Source organism: Colwellia sp. 5_MG-2023, assembly GCF_030547795.1.
Taxonomy (GTDB): Bacteria; Pseudomonadota; Gammaproteobacteria; order Enterobacterales; family Alteromonadaceae; genus Colwellia.
Window position 1 is genome coordinate 86111 of the sequence record NZ_JAUOPW010000008.1, and the last position, 15555, is coordinate 101665.

A 15555-nucleotide genomic window follows, 5' to 3' on the forward strand; every position below is an offset into this window, starting at 1 on the left:
TTAAATAACGATAAGCTGGCCGCGAATTGCGCCCGCTTGATCTAACGCTTCTAAAATAGCCATAACATCACCTGGCCCTGCACCAACTTCATTTATGGCTCTCACTAAGGTATCAAGCGATACGCCTGGTTCAAAGACAAACATACGTGCATCTTCTTGTGTAACATTAACACTAGATTCGTTAGCAATTGCAGTTTCGCCTTCGGCAAAAGCCCCTGGTTGTACGACATTTTGCACTTCATTTATCGTAACCGTAATACCACCATGGGTAATAGCCGCAGCAAGTAATTGAACTTCAGATCCAATAACAATAGTGCCTGTACGAGAATTAACGATAATTTTAGCGGCAGGTGATGCAGGTTCAAATTCTAAATTTTCTAATACCGACAAGAAACTAACTCTGTCAGCAATATCTCTTGGTGCTGTTACTTGTACCGACGTTGCATCAATTGCTTTTGCTGAGCCCGCAATAAGGTCATTAATAGTATCAGACAGTCGTTTGGCCGTGGTAAAGTCTGATTTATGTAAATTAAAAGTGATATGATCCCCCATTGAAAAAGGTGATTTAATTTCACGTTCAACTGTCGCGCCATTGGCTATACGCCCTACAGTTGGTGTATTTACTAATATTTTTGAACCATCAAGACCACCAGCACCTAAACCACTGACCACTAAACTGCCTTGTGCGACAGCGTAAGCATTACCATCAAGCCCCATCATCATGGTTTGTAATAATGTACCACCACGTAAACTTTCGGCACTCCCCATACTGGAAACAGTTACATCAATAGTTTGTCCTGCTTTGGCAAAAGCTGTTAATTCTGCATGAACAGCGACAGCAGCGACGTTTTTAATCTTTGGTTTAAGATCTTCAGGCATAGTAATTCCGAAATTACTTAACATTGTTTTGAAGCTTTGCTCGGTAAAAGGACTTTGCTCACCTGTCCCCGGTAACCCCACCACTAATCCATAACCAACAAGTTGATTAGATCGTACGCCTGCAACATCAGTTAAATCTTTAATACGCTGCGCATGACTGGAAAAGGCCATCAACATAATGATAATTGTAAATACTGCTTTCATAATATTACCTTTTTTAATTATAGGATTATCTACTGACAAATTTTTCATAACTCAGCAGGATAGTTCACACCTATAATGGCCACCATGAACTATTAAAGAATTTAGTTAACCAACCTTGCTCGTTGGCATCGGCAAAACTACCAGTACCAGCATATTGAATGCGAGCATTAGCAACTTTGGTTGATAAAATAGTGTTGTTTGAATTGATATCTTTAGGACGAATAACACCTGTTAACCTGATGTATTCATCGCCATTATTTAACGTAAGCCATTTTTCTCCACGTATCATTAAGTTACCGTTAGGAAGAACTTTTAAAACATGTACCGAAATATCACCACTTAAGCTATTACCCTGATCAGCTTTTGAATCGCCTTTAAAGTTAGAGTTTTGATTCAAGCCAAATTCTAATGTATTACCATTAAGTGTAAATGGATTGCCACCTAAGCCCATAACAGTATCAAGCTCACTGCTGTTTTCTTTTTTCAGCTCTGTTTTCGCATTTTTATTTGCTTGAGTACTTTCACTTAAGATCACCGAAATGATATCGCCAGTACGGTGTGCTTTAGAATCAGAATAAATATTGTTAACGTAATTTGCTTTAAATAACGAACCTGTCGGAATAATTGCTGCTTCTTCTTCCTCAGGTAAAATAGGCGCAAAATCAGGATCATTAGGTAAGACTTTACTTAATTCCACAGTGTTACTACAAGCACTTAACAGCGCTATTAACATCATTACAATTAAATTAAAGCTACATTTGTATAGTTTGTTTTTCATTATTGCCTCCTACCTTATTTCCTACCTGTTTAAACTAAAAATAAATTACAGTTGTTGGTTGATATAACTTAACATTTCATCAACAGCAGAAATTACTTTCGAATTCATTTCGTAAACACGTTGAGACTCGATTAAGTTCACCAGCTCTTCGGTAGTATTTACGTTAGAGGTTTCTAAAGCGCCTTGCACTAGCATACCGTAGCCCTCTAGACCTGGAATACCTTCTTGTGGAGCACCACTTACAGCGGTTTCAGTAAATAAGTTTTGTCCTATTGGCTCAAGCCCTGTTGGGTTAACAAAATTAACCGTGTTAATTTGTCCAATTACCGCAGGCTCTGCCTGGCCTTGTTGTGTTACTGACACTTCACCGTCTTGTGAGATGACAATACTGATTGCGTCCTCAGGGATAGTAATCTGTGGCTGTAACGCATAACCAGCGCCTGGCGTAACCATATTACCTTCTTCATCCATGGTAAATTGACCATTACGGCTGTAAGCAGATGAACCGTCAGGTAACAAAATTTCAAAGAAGCCTTCACCTTGAATCATAAGATCTAACGAATTATCTGTTGTTAGCATATCGCCTTGCGTATGGATTTTTTGCGTAGCAACAACTTTAGTACCTGCACCTAGCATTAAACCTGAAGGTGCTTCACTATCATTAGCCGTTCGTCCACCTGGTTGGTTTATGTTTTGGTAAAGCAAATCTTCAAATACTGCTCTGCTCTTTTTAAAACCAACAGTGCTGGCATTCGCTAAGTTATTAGAAATAACTGCGATATCTTTGGTTTGAGCGTCTAAACCTGTTTTACTTATCCATAATGCTGGGTTCATACATCACCTCTAAAAATTTTATTGCTTTCATGCATTTCTTTAAGACTAGAATGCACGTAATAATGAAGAACTGCTTGAATCAATTTCTTCTGCTGTTTTCATTAATTTTAAGTGCATTTCAAATTGTCTTTGTAATGCGATCATGTCTGTCATTTCAGACAAAGGATTAACATTACTTGACTCAAGAGCACCGCCTTGGACTTGTACATCGACACTAGCCAGTTCTGCTTGACCATCTTTACGTCTAAATAGGCCATCAGCGCCTTTTTCTAATAAACGAACATCAGGGTCAACTAATTTAATGCGGCCAATTTCTTCCTGTACACTACTTGGCGCCCCTTCAGGCTGAACCATAATAGTTCCATCAGATGAGATTTGAATATTGCTAACCGGTAAAGGAACAATAATAGGACCATTGTCTCCTAATACAACTTCACCACTGGTCGTTTCTAAGGTGCCATTTTCTGTTAAACGTAAATGTCCTTGCCTACTATAAGCTTCACTTTGTCCAAAAGGATCAACGGCACTATTCATTACTTGCGGCGTCTGTACAGCAAACCAACCGTCGCCTTTGATTGCGATATCAAGCGGGCGTCCAGTCGTTAATAAAGAGCCAGAGTCAAAATTTTGGCTTGCGCGTTCAGTCATGGCAAAAACACGTGTTGGTTGACCTTCACCAAACGCTTGCATGGTTCGCGCTTGTGCTAAATCAGCTTTAAAGCCTGTAGTTTTGGCATTTGCGAGGTTATTAGCGTTAATTGCTAGCGCCTGCATATTTTGTTTGGCACCGCTCATGGCGACATAAAGCATCTTATCCATAATGGTTTCCAGAAAATAAAAATTGTTACGTTAATAAATGCAAGGACAATGCCAAAGATGTATTAAGAAGTTTATGCTATGTTTTTCTGCACTTTGAAAAGAAATATATAGAGGAAATAGATAAGAGAATAAAAGAAAAAGCTGCTGCCCCCAATAACATAGTCATCGAGAGCTAGCAGCTTAAAGATAATTTTGTTCAATAATACAACAGTTAAAATAAAATCACTGCTTAACTATCTAATTTGTAAAATAGTATTATTTAAATCATTATCCACTTCTAACGAACGAGAGTTAGCTTGGAAGTTTCGTTGTGCTGAAATTAAATCAATCAACTCTGTGGTTAGATTGACATTTGACTGTTCTAAGGCTGATGAGTTAATTTCACCAAACGTACCCGAGCCCGCCTCACCCGCTATCGGGTCACCAGAAGTAATACTTTCTTTCCAAGATGTACCACCTATTTGAGTTAAGCCCTGTTCGTTAGCAAAACTCACTAATGCTATACGTGCTAAAGCCTCTGCCGTACCATTACTATAGGTAGCTTCTACTAAACCATCAGTACCTATCTCAATACCGGTTAATCGACCAACCGCTAAACCATCGTCTTCTAATCCATTAAGTGAAAATTCACCTGTCCATTGTGTTGGTTCTTCACCAGATACACCTAAATTAAAATCAATAATTATTTGTTGAAGAGGATCTGCGCCATTGTTTAATATAGCTCCACCTAATGCTGCCGTTTCAATCAAAGCAGGATCTTGACTTGTAAAACCACCACTAGAATTGAACACTAATTGTGCTCCATTAATACCAGCACCATTATTAACTGGCCCGCCTGGTATATCGACTAAGTCACCATCTACTGCTGTATACATATCCCAAGTATTATCCGCTGTTTTTGCGAAATAATACGTCACAATATGACTTTGACCTAGCGAATCAAAAATGTTGGATGCGGTTGACTCTGAAAATGTTGAACTATCATTTATATCAAAAGGAGCAGTAATAATCTCTGCGCTTGCAGGTAAGTTCATTTTGATGTCTACTTCACTGGTTGGGGTTGGCGCACCTGATGAAGTAGGTATTTGTAGTGGTGATGCAGTACTTAAGGCAACCGATGAAGACGAGCCGTCTGAGTTAACATCAAACGCTAACAAATATTCGCCAGCCGAGTTAACAACAAAGTTACTTTTATTTAATTTATATTCACCCGCTCGCGTATAAGATGTTTCTAAGCTACCAATATCAGGTACTGTTGCAAAGAAACCATTCCCCGTAATTGCTAAATCAAGCGAGTTAGTCGTAAAAGCGATACTACCTTGTGAGAATTGTTGAGCAACTTCAGATGTTAAGACACCATCACCCACTTTTGTTTTACTTGATGACAATAAAGATGTTGCATATACATCTACAAATTCAGCACGCGATTCTTTAAAGCCCGTGGTATTAACGTTAGCTATATTGTTAGACGTAACATCTAAATCTTTTTGTGCTGCGTTTAACCCACTTAATGCTATATTAAATGACATAATTTAATCCTCTTAAAAATTCATTGCTTTATTAGGCTACATTTCATTCTAATTCATTCTAATGCTAACCTGTAAAATTTATCTTTTTGTTGAGTTTTGCCCCAATCAATTAACCTTCTGCAACTTCAACTACATCTTCTAATTTCATCGCACTACCACCATTAAGATTAAGTACAATACCGTTTGAACCGGCAAGCGTAACACTATCTACCTTACGATAAGTCATTGCTTGCAATTCAGACGCTTGTCCATCAACAAGACCAACAACTCTAAAACGATAAGCCCCAGTAGTTGCGGCTTCCCCTTCAGACGTTTGGCCATCCCAAGTAAAGGCGGCACCACCTTCAGCCATATCGCCAACAGGTACCGTTTGAACAATTTCACCTGCAACGTTTTCAACGTAAATAGTGATATTACTTGCCGCCTCAGTAGTAACTATTTTCCCTTGAACTGAATCGCCTTCGCTCATGCCAAAAACATTATCTTCAACTAAAACACTTCGACCTACCAAAGATGAGGCTTGTAAGGCTTGACTTGAAGTCATCGAACTAGCAAAACCAGCAAAAGATTCATTCAACTGACTTACACCGTCTGTTGTAGAGAATGCGGTCATTTGAGAGATCATTTCATTGTTATCTGCAGGTTCGGTTGGATCTTGGTTTGCTAATTCTTGTGTTAACAACGCAAAAAAATCAGCCTGTGTGAGCATGCCATTGCCACCACTATCAGCAGTTTCATATTCTTCTTTTTGCCAATAAAGAGAGTCAAGGCCATTTGTACCACTAACAGTTTCCATTTCCTACTCCTTATGACTGACCAAGTTGCAGTGTTTTAGTTAACATGTTTTTTGCTGACTCTGCTAATTGCACATTAGTTTGATATGAACGAGACGCAGAAATCATATTGGTCATTTCTTCAATAACATTAACATTAGGTTTATAAATATAACCGTCTTTGTCTGACATAGGGTGTTCAGGTGCGTATTCAACATTTAGAGGTTTGTTACTTTCAACTATCCCTAATACTTGTACACCAACACTACTTTCTTGTCCCCCGGCAGCTTTTTGCATAGCAGCGGCAAAAACTGGATGCCTAGCACGATATGTTTCACTTACACTTGAACTAACACTGTCAGCATTAGCAATGTTACTTGCCGTGGTATTTAAACGCATTGACTGCGCACTCATACCACTACCTGTGATGTTAAATACGTTAAAAAGGCTCATTATTAAGCACCTCCTGAGATGACATTTTTCAGGGCTTTTATTTTTCCGTTAAGAAACTGAACCCCAGCTTGATACTCTAATGTGTTTTCTAGATACAAGTTTCGTTCCACTTGTACATCTACCGTGTTACCGTCTCCGGTATCGGGCTGATCTGGATTGCGAAAAGCAATGTTATTATTTATTTCAGTACGCACATCAAAGTGTTTAGCGTGAGTTTTACTCATGCCAATTTGTTGTTGACCAGCTTGTTGCATCGCTTTTTGAAAGTCCATGCCCTTTGCTTTATAACCAGGGGTATCAGCATTAGCAATATTGCTAGCGATCACTTCCGCTCGCTGAGATCGCAAAAGCATTCCCTTTGCGTGAAGTTCAAAACCTTTATCAAAGCTAATAGCCATAATAACTCACCATTAATTATATTTAACATTGAGTCATTCAATAATTATGCCAATAAAGATGATACAAATTAAAAAGAAAGTAAATTGCTGCCAACGACCTTACTAGTAGTAAATAAAAAAGTATTAAGCAATGAAAGTATGTTGCAGGGATAAATAAGGGGGGAGTATGTGGTTTGTAAAGTTAATATCCAGTGAAATAGCAGGTTGTAGATTAAGTAAATACTAAGTTGTGAAGTTTATCTAACTTCTATTTATTGTAAATTTCACAACTATAGTGGTTACAGCACATTAATAATAAAAGGAGATTATTCCCTTTTTATTTTTTTTGATAAATAATACCTGGGTTACAACGCAGCATCTCAAAATCAGCATTTAATCCAGAAAGTGATTCCGAAGCACCTAAAAACAAATACCCTCTTTCATTCAAAGTGCCATGAATTTGACTTATTATTTGAGTTTTGATTTCTGTTGAAAAATAAATCAGCACATTTCGACAGAAAACAACATCAAAACGTCCCATCAAACTATAGCTATTAAGTAAATTAAGCGGGCGAAAACTTACCATTTTTTTCACTTCATCTTTTACCTTCAGCATGCCATTATCACCATTTTCAAAAAACTGTCTTTTTCTTTCTTCAGACAAACCACGTGCTAACGCAAGTGAATCATAATGGCCATATTTGCAGTGTTCCAGCATAGTACTTGAAATATCAGTACCAATAATTTGTATACCTCTTGAGAAGCTGCCAGGATTACTTTTTTGATACTCTAAAATTGACATCGCAATAGAGTATGCTTCTTGCCCAGACGAACTCGCTGCTGACCAAATTTTGACAGGCGTTTTACGTTGAGCTAATTCGGGCAATATTTTACTTTTTAATAGCTTAAAAGGGTAATCATCACGAAACCATAGTGTTTCATTAGTCGTCATGGCATCGATCACTGCAGCTCGTAGTTGTCGCTCTACGGGTGACAACGTTCGAGTCACTAATTCTCCAAGCGAATTAACACCAAACTTGCTCATTAACGGAGCTAAGCGGCTTTTAACTAGATATTGCTTACTTTCACCTAGTACAATGCCACACTGTTGCTCTAAAAAAACTCTAAATTGATGATAACTTTTATCGTCAAGTTGTCTTACTGACACTAGTACTACTTCCTAATTTATTTTATATGGTGACTATTTTTATAATGGATGGTTTAGCCACTTTTTAACCGCTGTTGCTAGTTCATCTGGATGAAATTTAGCAATAAAATCATCAGCACCAACTTTTTGAACCATGGCATTGTTAAACACACCGCTCAGTGATGTATGCAAAATAATTGGCATTTTAGCCATACGTTCATTACCTTTCACTTCAGCGGTTAGTGTATAGCCATCCATTTCTGGCATTTCGATATCAGAAACCATTAAAGCTACTTTCTCAGTAATGCTATGCTCACACGTTTCAGCAATAGCAATGAGTTGCTCTAATGCCTCTTGCCCATTTTTTGCTAACGCCATTTTAATACCTAATGGCTCTAATGCTCTTTTTACTTGATTACGTGCCACGGTTGAATCATCCGCTATCATCACTATTCGTTCACCGAGATCTTCGCCCACACTTTTATCAACAACACCATCACTTAAATCAGTTGAAACAGGGCTAATTTCATTCAATATTTTTTCTACATCTAAAATAGAAACCATTTGATTGTCAATTTCAGTAACAGCAGTTAAATAGCTAGACTTCCCTGTTCCTTCAGGAGGTGGCATCATGTCTTTCCAGCTTAACGTAACAATCCGCTCAACACCTGCCACTAGAAAGCCTTGAATACTACGATTATATTCAGCAATAATAATAAAAGAATCTTCAGTTTGCGTTATCGCTGGCCCACCAATAGCTTTACTCATATCAATAACTGAAATAGTTTGTCCACGAATATGAGCAACCCCTTTAATAAAAGAGTCTTGTTTAGGAATCATGGTTAATTTAGGACACTGTAATACTTCCCTTACTTTAAAAACGTTAATTCCAAAACGTTGGCGACCTACCAATTTAAAAAGTAGTAATTCCAATCTATTTTGACCAACCAATTGTGTTCGCTGATTGACCGAGTCTAATATACCTGCCATAAAAACCTCATTTATAATCAAGAGCGCTATCATTAATCCTATATTGAATAGAACAAAAAGGCACAATTCTTGATTGTATTTACTGTATGTCAAAATAAGTGACAAAAAACTGATGCTTAGTATGTCACTATATTATAAGTAATGAATATAATTAATATACTCATAGTATAAACTTAATGTGCCAATAACTATGTTACCCTAGTTAAGAGCATAGTCGAGTATTTGAATTAACCTAAAAATATATGGCAAAAAATCATGCGTACAAGTATCGTTTATCTTTCTTTTATCTGCTTATTAATGCTTTTACCCTCCATCAGTTTAGCGACAACATGGGATAGAGCTTATATAGAGTCATTTGCAAAAAAATACCTAGAAGCCAATATACCTGCGCCAGCTGATGGACGAATATCCTTTAATGTTACCAATATAGATACAAGAATAATAATAAAACCTTGCCAAGTACCTATTAAAGCAAATATACCTGAAAATACCAATCGTAGGAATGTTAATGTTAATATAACTTGTGATGATGCAACTCCTTGGCAATTATACTTACCTGCTAAAATTGAAAGAACCTTTGCAGTTGTTGTTACAACGAGTACGATTGAGAAAGGTGAAGTGCTCACTAAAGAGAATATTGCAATAGATTACATTGCCACAAACAAAATACGTGGTGAGAGGATTACCGATATAAACTCAGTGTTGGGTAGTAAAGCAGAAAAAAGAATCGGCAATGAACGCACCATTACTAAATCAAACATATGTTTAGTTTGTAAAGGAGACGTTATTACTATTATTGCAAAAAACGATAACTTTTTAATTAAAACAAAAGGTACTGCACTAAGCTCAGGTAATTTACATGAACAGATTGAGGTTAAAAACTCACGTTCTGGTCGAATAATTAAGCCTCAAATTAGTGCTGTTAATCAGGTTACTATTAACCTATAATTTTTAAGATCTAATCTTTACCGTCGGAAATTATTTTACCCTAAAATTTTTAGTGTATTTTATTTAAGTTATCTTACTTTTTGCCGATATAAAGTTAATGAATAAACTTTAGAAGAACTTTTTACCGTAGGGTAATATTATGACTATAAATATCAATAACTTAAATAACCAAGCACAGATCAACCAAAATAAGCAGTCTCATGCTAAACAAGATGTGGCTCAAACTACAGCACATAGCCCACAAACTAAACATGTTGCTCGCGACTCTGTTTCCTTGACGCCACAAGCGCAACAGTTCAAAGAATTACAAAAAAAATCAGCTGATGCACCTGTGATCAATCAAGAGAAAATTGAAGAGCTGAAAAAAACAATTGCCTCTGGTGAGTATAAAATAGATCCGCAAAAGCTTGCTGCTAGCATGGCTAAGTTTGAATTTACGTTATAATTTGATATAACCGTGGGACTGGGTGATAATCACCCTTTGCTATAATAAAGGTGTACTTAATGTCAGCTTCCCCTCAATCAATAGAGTTAATTTCTCAACAATTTGCTCAATTACAAGAACTAGAGCAAATTATTAGTAGTGAAAAACTTATTTTACAGCAACATCAACCTGACGCATTACTAGAAATTAGTGAGCAAAAAAACTTATTGTTGGTTGCTATTCAAGATTTAGATAAAAAAATTAGTCTTAACCAAGCTTTCTCAATAGATAAAAAAGCCGGGGTTCTTGATGAAAAACTCACTGAAATTGAAGATCTATTACACCTTTGCCAACAAAAAAACAAAATAAATGGCCAAATAATAGCGCAATCTCAGCTAGCTGTTCAGCGTATGAAAACAACGTTATTAGAAAATAACAATAAATCATCAATGACTTATGATAGTAAAGGTAAGAAATCTGGTGGATTAAGCAGCATAGAGATGAAAGCTTAGATAAGTCATATACTTCAGTTATTCAAATTATTAGCTATTAGAATAACTGACTCAAAATAACCTCAAGTCAATATTTCATTAATACAAAACAAGCCTCTATAATGAAGCTTGGTTGAATCGAGTGTACCCTACGTTTAAAAGTATTCGACCTTCTTAATTTCTTTTCGCTGTAAATTTGCTTGATATATTTCATACACGTCTTTGAAATCAAGCTGTAATTCTGTTGTATAAGTATCCCCTACCGGATAACTTTTTACGACTTTAGCGCCTCTAATTAAGCCTTTTATAGATGAAACTAATTGTTGATTTTCAATTAACATATCAGCCATAGTTGTTGAACTACTAATTTGTTGCCCATAAACTTGCTCTGCTAACTCTGAATAAGCGGCAATTTTCGACGCTTTAATGGCCATTAGCATCCGTTGAGTTTTGTTATCAGATTTTTGTAAACTTATTGGTGCGTAACCAATACCGTGAATAATAGGAAATACTTGTGGTTCAACTACTTGCCATTGTACATGCTTATCGTACATGCTTGTGCAAGAAGCAATAAACAGTAAACTTACAACAGCAGTTATTATTTTAAAGCGTGCATTTATCATTATTTCACCTCTTAAATTACTGTTGAATAGCAACAGCGCGCTGCTCTTTAATTAATTTATGATTACTGCGAATCATCATACCGTCTTTCATTATGACATGTTCACCATGATTTTTTTCTGCACCTACAACCCATTTAGGAATAAAAGATTGTGCTGTAGCAACAACAACATGAGATTGAATGCCAATCATACGTGCATTAACGATAATCCCGTCTTCTTGCTCCATCATAGTTCCTGTGACTACATAGTCAATAATCTGACGTTCAGGAAGCTCTTCCCAATCACGACTAAAAACATAGTCGCCTGCTTTTGTAACACGAATATGACCTGTAGCCTTGTAGTCAATAATGACCAAACCATGACTCTGTAATTCATGCACAAAGCTTTCTGCTATTTGATTTCCTAGCCAATTAGTTGACTCAAGATCCTCTAAATTCACAAACGAAGCAACAGCCACCGGCGTTTTCGCGTTAACAAAACTACTATTTGCTAACATTTGATACGCTAAACCTTTTACTAAATCATTAATGGCATGCTTAGGTAAGTTATAACTATCTATCTCACTTTTATCTGTTTGCTTTATCTTATAAAAGTTATCTTCTTTTACTGTATTGCTACAAGATAAAAGAGTCGGCAGCAGTAATGGTATCAGCCACTTTATCATAGTGAACCCCTTAATAATTCAACATTTATGCTATATTTCGCTAGCTTAAGCAATGAACTTTTTATCTATTCGATTATTTATTGCTATAAAACAATGCACATTTCAAGCCAATTAAGCTTCAAGTACAAGGTTAGTTAAAATAAACAGGCACACATTGTGCATAAGCTCTATAGTAAAGTTCCTTGTAAATTGCACTATGCCTAAAACAGGCTTTTCATTTTCATGAGAGAGTATATGTATACTATATCTAAAAAAATCATTTTATCTATCAGCTTAATGGTAACTAGCGCTATTACTAATGCACAATGGTATGAGGCTCAAGGCTATGCATCAACAGCTAAAGACTCGGTTGAAGTAGCGCGAACTAAGGCAATGGAAAATGCGTTAAAAAAAGCATTACTTGTCGCTGGTGCTAGCGTTTCAAGTATTCAACAAGTAGTGAATGGGTTGCTCACTCAAGATCAAATAAGTATACGTGCTAGTGGCAGTGTGAATTCAATTGAATTAATAGAAGAGCTTCATAGTAACGATATGATTAGCGTTACTATACGTGCCGATATTTTTCCTCAAGAAAAAAAGTGTTTCTCGTTAGATTACAAAAAATCAATTTTGATCACCAAAAGCCACTTACTTCAAAGAGAACACGCAAACCTTGGCAAAATATATCAAATTGATTCCGCCATGATCAAACAGCTAAATAAAAAACTTAAAAATCAAAGTAGCTATAGCGGGGGTAAATTATTACTTAAAAGCTCAACAGAATTCTCGCGTTTAAATAATAGTTTCAATGAAGAAAAAATAAAACAACTCACAATCTCTCTAGCTGAAAATACCGACAGCCAATATGTTCTTTTTAGTGAAATTAACGATATGTCTTTGCAAGAGCAAAGAACAAATTCATTAAAAGTATGGCAACAACCGACCTACCCTAGAAATTTCGATTTTACCCTTTATTTATACAATGGTTTTAGTGGCGAACAAATATGGCAAGGTAATTACCAAGACTCTGCGGTTTGGGATTTCAATAAAAGAAGAAGTATTGATGTACACGCCACCACCTTTTGGCAGAGCGATTACGGTAATATGATTGATGCTTTACTTAGTCGAACAATAAATGATATTGACGAAAATGTTATGTGTGAGCCGAATGAAGGAAAAATAATACAAGTCCAAGGCAACCAAATTACAATAAATTTAGGTAAAAATCATGGCGTGAAAATTGGTGATGAGTTCACGTTACTCCATAGTAGCACTTTCGTTAGTCAACAAGGAAAAAGCTATACGGGTTACAATATTAGCCCTCATAAAGTTAAAGTAACCAAACTCACATCACAAAGTGCAACAGCAAAAACGTTGAATAATGATTTACTAGATAATATTCAAATAAATGATGTAGCAGTACGATATTAAAAAAAGTATATAAAGCAAAGGTAAAGCTTAACTTTATGCTCATAAAGCAATAGAATATGCACCATAAAGTTAGGTCATTAATTTACCACTTCAAAACGCCTTTGTAGCTCAGTTGGATAGAGCAAGCGCCTCCTAAGCGCTAGGTCGGAAGTTCGAATCTTCTCAAAGGCGCCATAAAAATCAAAAATTTAAAAAACACACCTACGACGAAAAAACGAATAAACTATTTATTCTATAAAAGGGGTAGTATTTAACCACAACACTTTTTATATTTTTTGCCACTATCACACGAACATGGATCGTTACGGTTAGGTGTTTTCTCAAAGGTAGTCGTCTTTGGTGTATTTAATACTGCATCAAGCTCGCTAATATTCTCATCAACAGAGTCATCAACACTGATATTAGCATAAAATTTATTTTCCGTAACAATAGCCTCAACTTCTGTTTTTCTTATTTCACTACCAACAACTAGCGTTAATGGATTTTTTTCTGTCCCTAGCTTAGCATTGCGTTCATTTTTAAACCCTGTTTTTACATGGTTTTCTCTAGTGTGAATTCGACCTTTATAATATAAATTGTGCACAATATCTCCGCTATTTTAATTCTGTATTTAATACGTTCATTTTATCGCGGCAGTATAACGTAACGCGGTGAATAGTCGACTATTGAATTAATGATAAGTTTTATTATCAATTTTTTATATTTGAATTACAGCAAATATAACACTACAGTTAATAAACCATAGCATCAATAAATGCACCAAGGAGCCCTAATAATAATGGAGATAGAACACGGAGAAGTAACAATTACTGTTGATAAAAATATTATTATAGTAAAGCTAGAAGGCGCTTTTAACGAATTTGGTGCGAAAAAGTATACTGTTGGTGTAAAACAAATAATTGATACCTTTCAAGGAAAACCTTTTTCTATTTTAATCAATAATCTGGAAGTATTAGGTGGTACTCCAGAGGCATATGAAGAACTTGAAAAATATAATCAATGGCTAAACACGCAAAATTTAGTTGCCAAAGCAATGGTAATATCTTCTATTACGACTCTTGATATTATTAACTTGCTCTCCCCTTCTAGACAATCACAACAAAGTAAGAATTTTGATAATGAAGAAGATGCTATGCAATGGTTAGCAACACTAACTTAATCTTTTCAATTAGTATCATTTCTTATAAAAGTTAATGTAAACAAAAAACTATAATGATAATCAGGTTCATACTAAAGTATGAAATTTTCCCTGATACTACTTTTATTTATATATAGTTATTCGAAATAATTACCCGTAGTAACAAGGAATAAAACAATGAAGTTAAGTAAAGTATCTATTTTAATGGGTTTGGCAATGTCATTAAGCGTTGCAAGTGCTCATGCAGACCTTTTTGGTAGTTTAAAAAACAAGCTAACCGGTGAAGCTAAAAAAGAAGTACAGAAAACGGCTAAATCAACCAATGAAAGCGCTAGTGTTAGCAATGTTGCAGGCCCAAGTTTAGAAGGCGGACCAGATGCAAGCTTAACATCAATGACGACTTGTACTGATTTTAAACCTGAAAATATAATAATAGGTAACCTAGGTACATATACATTTCAGAAAGGGTTTTCTAAAGAGAAACGTACAGGTTTGTTAAATAGAAAGCCAGCCGAATTAACTAACGGTTGTATTTTACCTTCACTTGAATCACGTCAAGTAGCTTATATGGAAGTTGACACAAAAAAATATGAAGCATTAGGTAATTCAAATGATTGGTCTATGCAGTGTATTAGATCAGCTAACCCTGGTGCTGGTGCATTAGGCGAAACTGAACGAAAAGATGAATATTCATACAGCGTAGACTTTATCACAGGTAAAGCTATGTTACTTCATTGTGGTAACTCTGAAGGGATAGAAGAATGCGCCGAAGGAAGTAATAGTTCTCGAAGCGGTATATGGGATAAAAAACTTAAGGCTAAAGGAAAAACAATGTTAAGCGTTCACGCTAACACAAGTTCGTTAGCCCCTAAACAAGGTGAAAAACTATACTGCCAATACTATAATCAAACGTCTGGAAAAAGTTTATTTGCTTTTGAATACTTAAGATTAAATAACTAATATGCTTTTAATGTCTCTAGTTGCAACGTTCATGCAACTAGAGACAGTTAATTCACTATCCCCTCTCAGTGCGACTAAACCTTCGTAGAAAAAACTGATAGAAAAAGCTTAATA

19 protein-coding genes and 1 tRNA gene are annotated in these 15555 nt (G+C 35.9%); 7 read left to right on the top strand and 13 right to left on the bottom strand.

The annotated features are described in order from the left end of the window. From Q4496_RS08190 to Q4496_RS08235, 10 genes are all read right to left on the bottom strand, one after another. On the bottom strand, positions 1–1083 hold the full coding sequence (locus tag Q4496_RS08190; protein WP_303610216.1) for a flagellar basal body P-ring protein FlgI: 1083 nt from the start codon (positions 1081–1083) through the stop codon (positions 1–3). 70 nt (positions 1084–1153) lie between these two features. Further along, the gene (gene flgH / locus Q4496_RS08195) at positions 1154–1861 is read right to left on the bottom strand and encodes a flagellar basal body L-ring protein FlgH (RefSeq protein ID WP_215971390.1); all 708 of its coding nucleotides are present in this window, start codon (positions 1859–1861) and stop codon (positions 1154–1156) included. Between the two features lie 45 nt (positions 1862–1906). Continuing rightward, positions 1907–2695: a flagellar basal-body rod protein FlgG gene (gene flgG, locus Q4496_RS08200; protein ID WP_215971391.1), complete on the bottom strand. Its 789-nt coding sequence runs from the start codon at positions 2693–2695 to the stop codon at positions 1907–1909. A gap of 45 nt (positions 2696–2740) precedes the next feature. Beyond that, positions 2741–3514, bottom strand: a complete 774-nt coding sequence (locus Q4496_RS08205; RefSeq protein WP_303610217.1) for a flagellar basal body rod protein FlgF — start codon at positions 3512–3514, stop codon at positions 2741–2743. Positions 3515–3747: 233 nt separating this feature from the next. Then, positions 3748–5043 (bottom strand): flagellar hook protein FlgE, encoded by a 1296-nt coding sequence (gene flgE, locus Q4496_RS08210; protein WP_303602992.1) that lies wholly within the window; start codon positions 5041–5043, stop codon positions 3748–3750. Between the two features lie 109 nt (positions 5044–5152). Beyond that, a complete protein-coding gene (locus Q4496_RS08215) occupies positions 5153–5839 on the bottom strand; it encodes a flagellar hook assembly protein FlgD (RefSeq protein ID WP_303602993.1) in 687 nt (228 codons plus the stop codon). Positions 5840–5849: 10 nt separating this feature from the next. Beyond that, a complete protein-coding gene (flgC, locus tag Q4496_RS08220; protein ID WP_215971394.1) occupies positions 5850–6269 on the bottom strand; it encodes a flagellar basal body rod protein FlgC in 420 nt (139 codons plus the stop codon). A 2-nt stretch (positions 6270–6271) separates the two neighbouring features. After that, entirely contained in the window at positions 6272–6667 is a 396-nt protein-coding gene (gene flgB, locus Q4496_RS08225) for a flagellar basal body rod protein FlgB (protein WP_215971395.1), read from the bottom strand. 316 nt (positions 6668–6983) lie between these two features. Further along, the gene (locus Q4496_RS08230) at positions 6984–7814 is read right to left on the bottom strand and encodes a protein-glutamate O-methyltransferase CheR (protein ID WP_215971396.1); all 831 of its coding nucleotides are present in this window, start codon (positions 7812–7814) and stop codon (positions 6984–6986) included. A 39-nt stretch (positions 7815–7853) separates the two neighbouring features. Continuing rightward, positions 7854–8783, bottom strand: coding sequence for a chemotaxis protein (locus tag Q4496_RS08235; protein WP_303610218.1), 930 nt, complete (start codon positions 8781–8783; stop codon positions 7854–7856). 255 nt (positions 8784–9038) lie between these two features. Between Q4496_RS08235 and flgA the strand changes: the two genes are divergently transcribed. The 3 genes from flgA (at position 9039) to Q4496_RS08250 (ending at position 10667) form a co-directional block, all read left to right on the top strand. Further along, positions 9039–9731: a flagellar basal body P-ring formation chaperone FlgA gene (gene flgA / locus Q4496_RS08240; protein WP_215971398.1), complete on the top strand. Its 693-nt coding sequence runs from the start codon at positions 9039–9041 to the stop codon at positions 9729–9731. 139 nt (positions 9732–9870) lie between these two features. Then, the gene (gene flgM / locus Q4496_RS08245; RefSeq protein ID WP_215971399.1) at positions 9871–10176 is read left to right on the top strand and encodes a flagellar biosynthesis anti-sigma factor FlgM; all 306 of its coding nucleotides are present in this window, start codon (positions 9871–9873) and stop codon (positions 10174–10176) included. A 59-nt stretch (positions 10177–10235) separates the two neighbouring features. Then, on the top strand, positions 10236–10667 hold the full coding sequence (locus tag Q4496_RS08250; RefSeq protein ID WP_215971400.1) for a flagella synthesis protein FlgN: 432 nt from the start codon (positions 10236–10238) through the stop codon (positions 10665–10667). Positions 10668–10801: 134 nt separating this feature from the next. On the opposite strand, the gene Q4496_RS08255 is transcribed toward Q4496_RS08250, so the two are convergent. Together Q4496_RS08255 and Q4496_RS08260 are read right to left on the bottom strand one after the other, a co-directional pair. After that, on the bottom strand, positions 10802–11269 hold the full coding sequence (locus tag Q4496_RS08255; protein ID WP_215971401.1) for an LPP20 family lipoprotein: 468 nt from the start codon (positions 11267–11269) through the stop codon (positions 10802–10804). 16 nt (positions 11270–11285) lie between these two features. After that, a complete protein-coding gene (locus Q4496_RS08260; protein WP_215971402.1) occupies positions 11286–11933 on the bottom strand; it encodes a FlgO family outer membrane protein in 648 nt (215 codons plus the stop codon). A 234-nt stretch (positions 11934–12167) separates the two neighbouring features. Here Q4496_RS08260 and Q4496_RS08265 point away from each other — a divergent pair, with 234 nt between their 5' ends. Both Q4496_RS08265 and Q4496_RS08270 read left to right on the top strand, forming a co-directional pair. Next, positions 12168–13343 carry a flagella assembly protein FlgT gene (locus Q4496_RS08265; RefSeq protein WP_252727319.1) on the top strand — a complete coding sequence of 392 codons (1176 nt, stop codon included), beginning with the start codon at positions 12168–12170 and terminating at the stop codon, positions 13341–13343. Between the two features lie 97 nt (positions 13344–13440). Continuing rightward, positions 13441–13517, top strand: a tRNA-Arg gene (locus tag Q4496_RS08270). A gap of 76 nt (positions 13518–13593) precedes the next feature. Here the strand turns inward: Q4496_RS08270 and Q4496_RS08275 are convergent. Continuing rightward, entirely contained in the window at positions 13594–13926 is a 333-nt protein-coding gene (locus Q4496_RS08275; RefSeq protein ID WP_303610219.1) for a PBPRA1643 family SWIM/SEC-C metal-binding motif protein, read from the bottom strand. 195 nt (positions 13927–14121) lie between these two features. Between Q4496_RS08275 and Q4496_RS08280 the strand changes: the two genes are divergently transcribed. Both Q4496_RS08280 and Q4496_RS08285 read left to right on the top strand, forming a co-directional pair. Next, positions 14122–14502, top strand: a complete 381-nt coding sequence (locus tag Q4496_RS08280) for a hypothetical protein (protein ID WP_215971405.1) — start codon at positions 14122–14124, stop codon at positions 14500–14502. A gap of 156 nt (positions 14503–14658) precedes the next feature. Next, positions 14659–15441 carry a hypothetical protein gene (locus Q4496_RS08285; protein WP_303610220.1) on the top strand — a complete coding sequence of 261 codons (783 nt, stop codon included), beginning with the start codon at positions 14659–14661 and terminating at the stop codon, positions 15439–15441. The last annotated feature ends 114 nt before the right edge of the window (positions 15442–15555 follow it).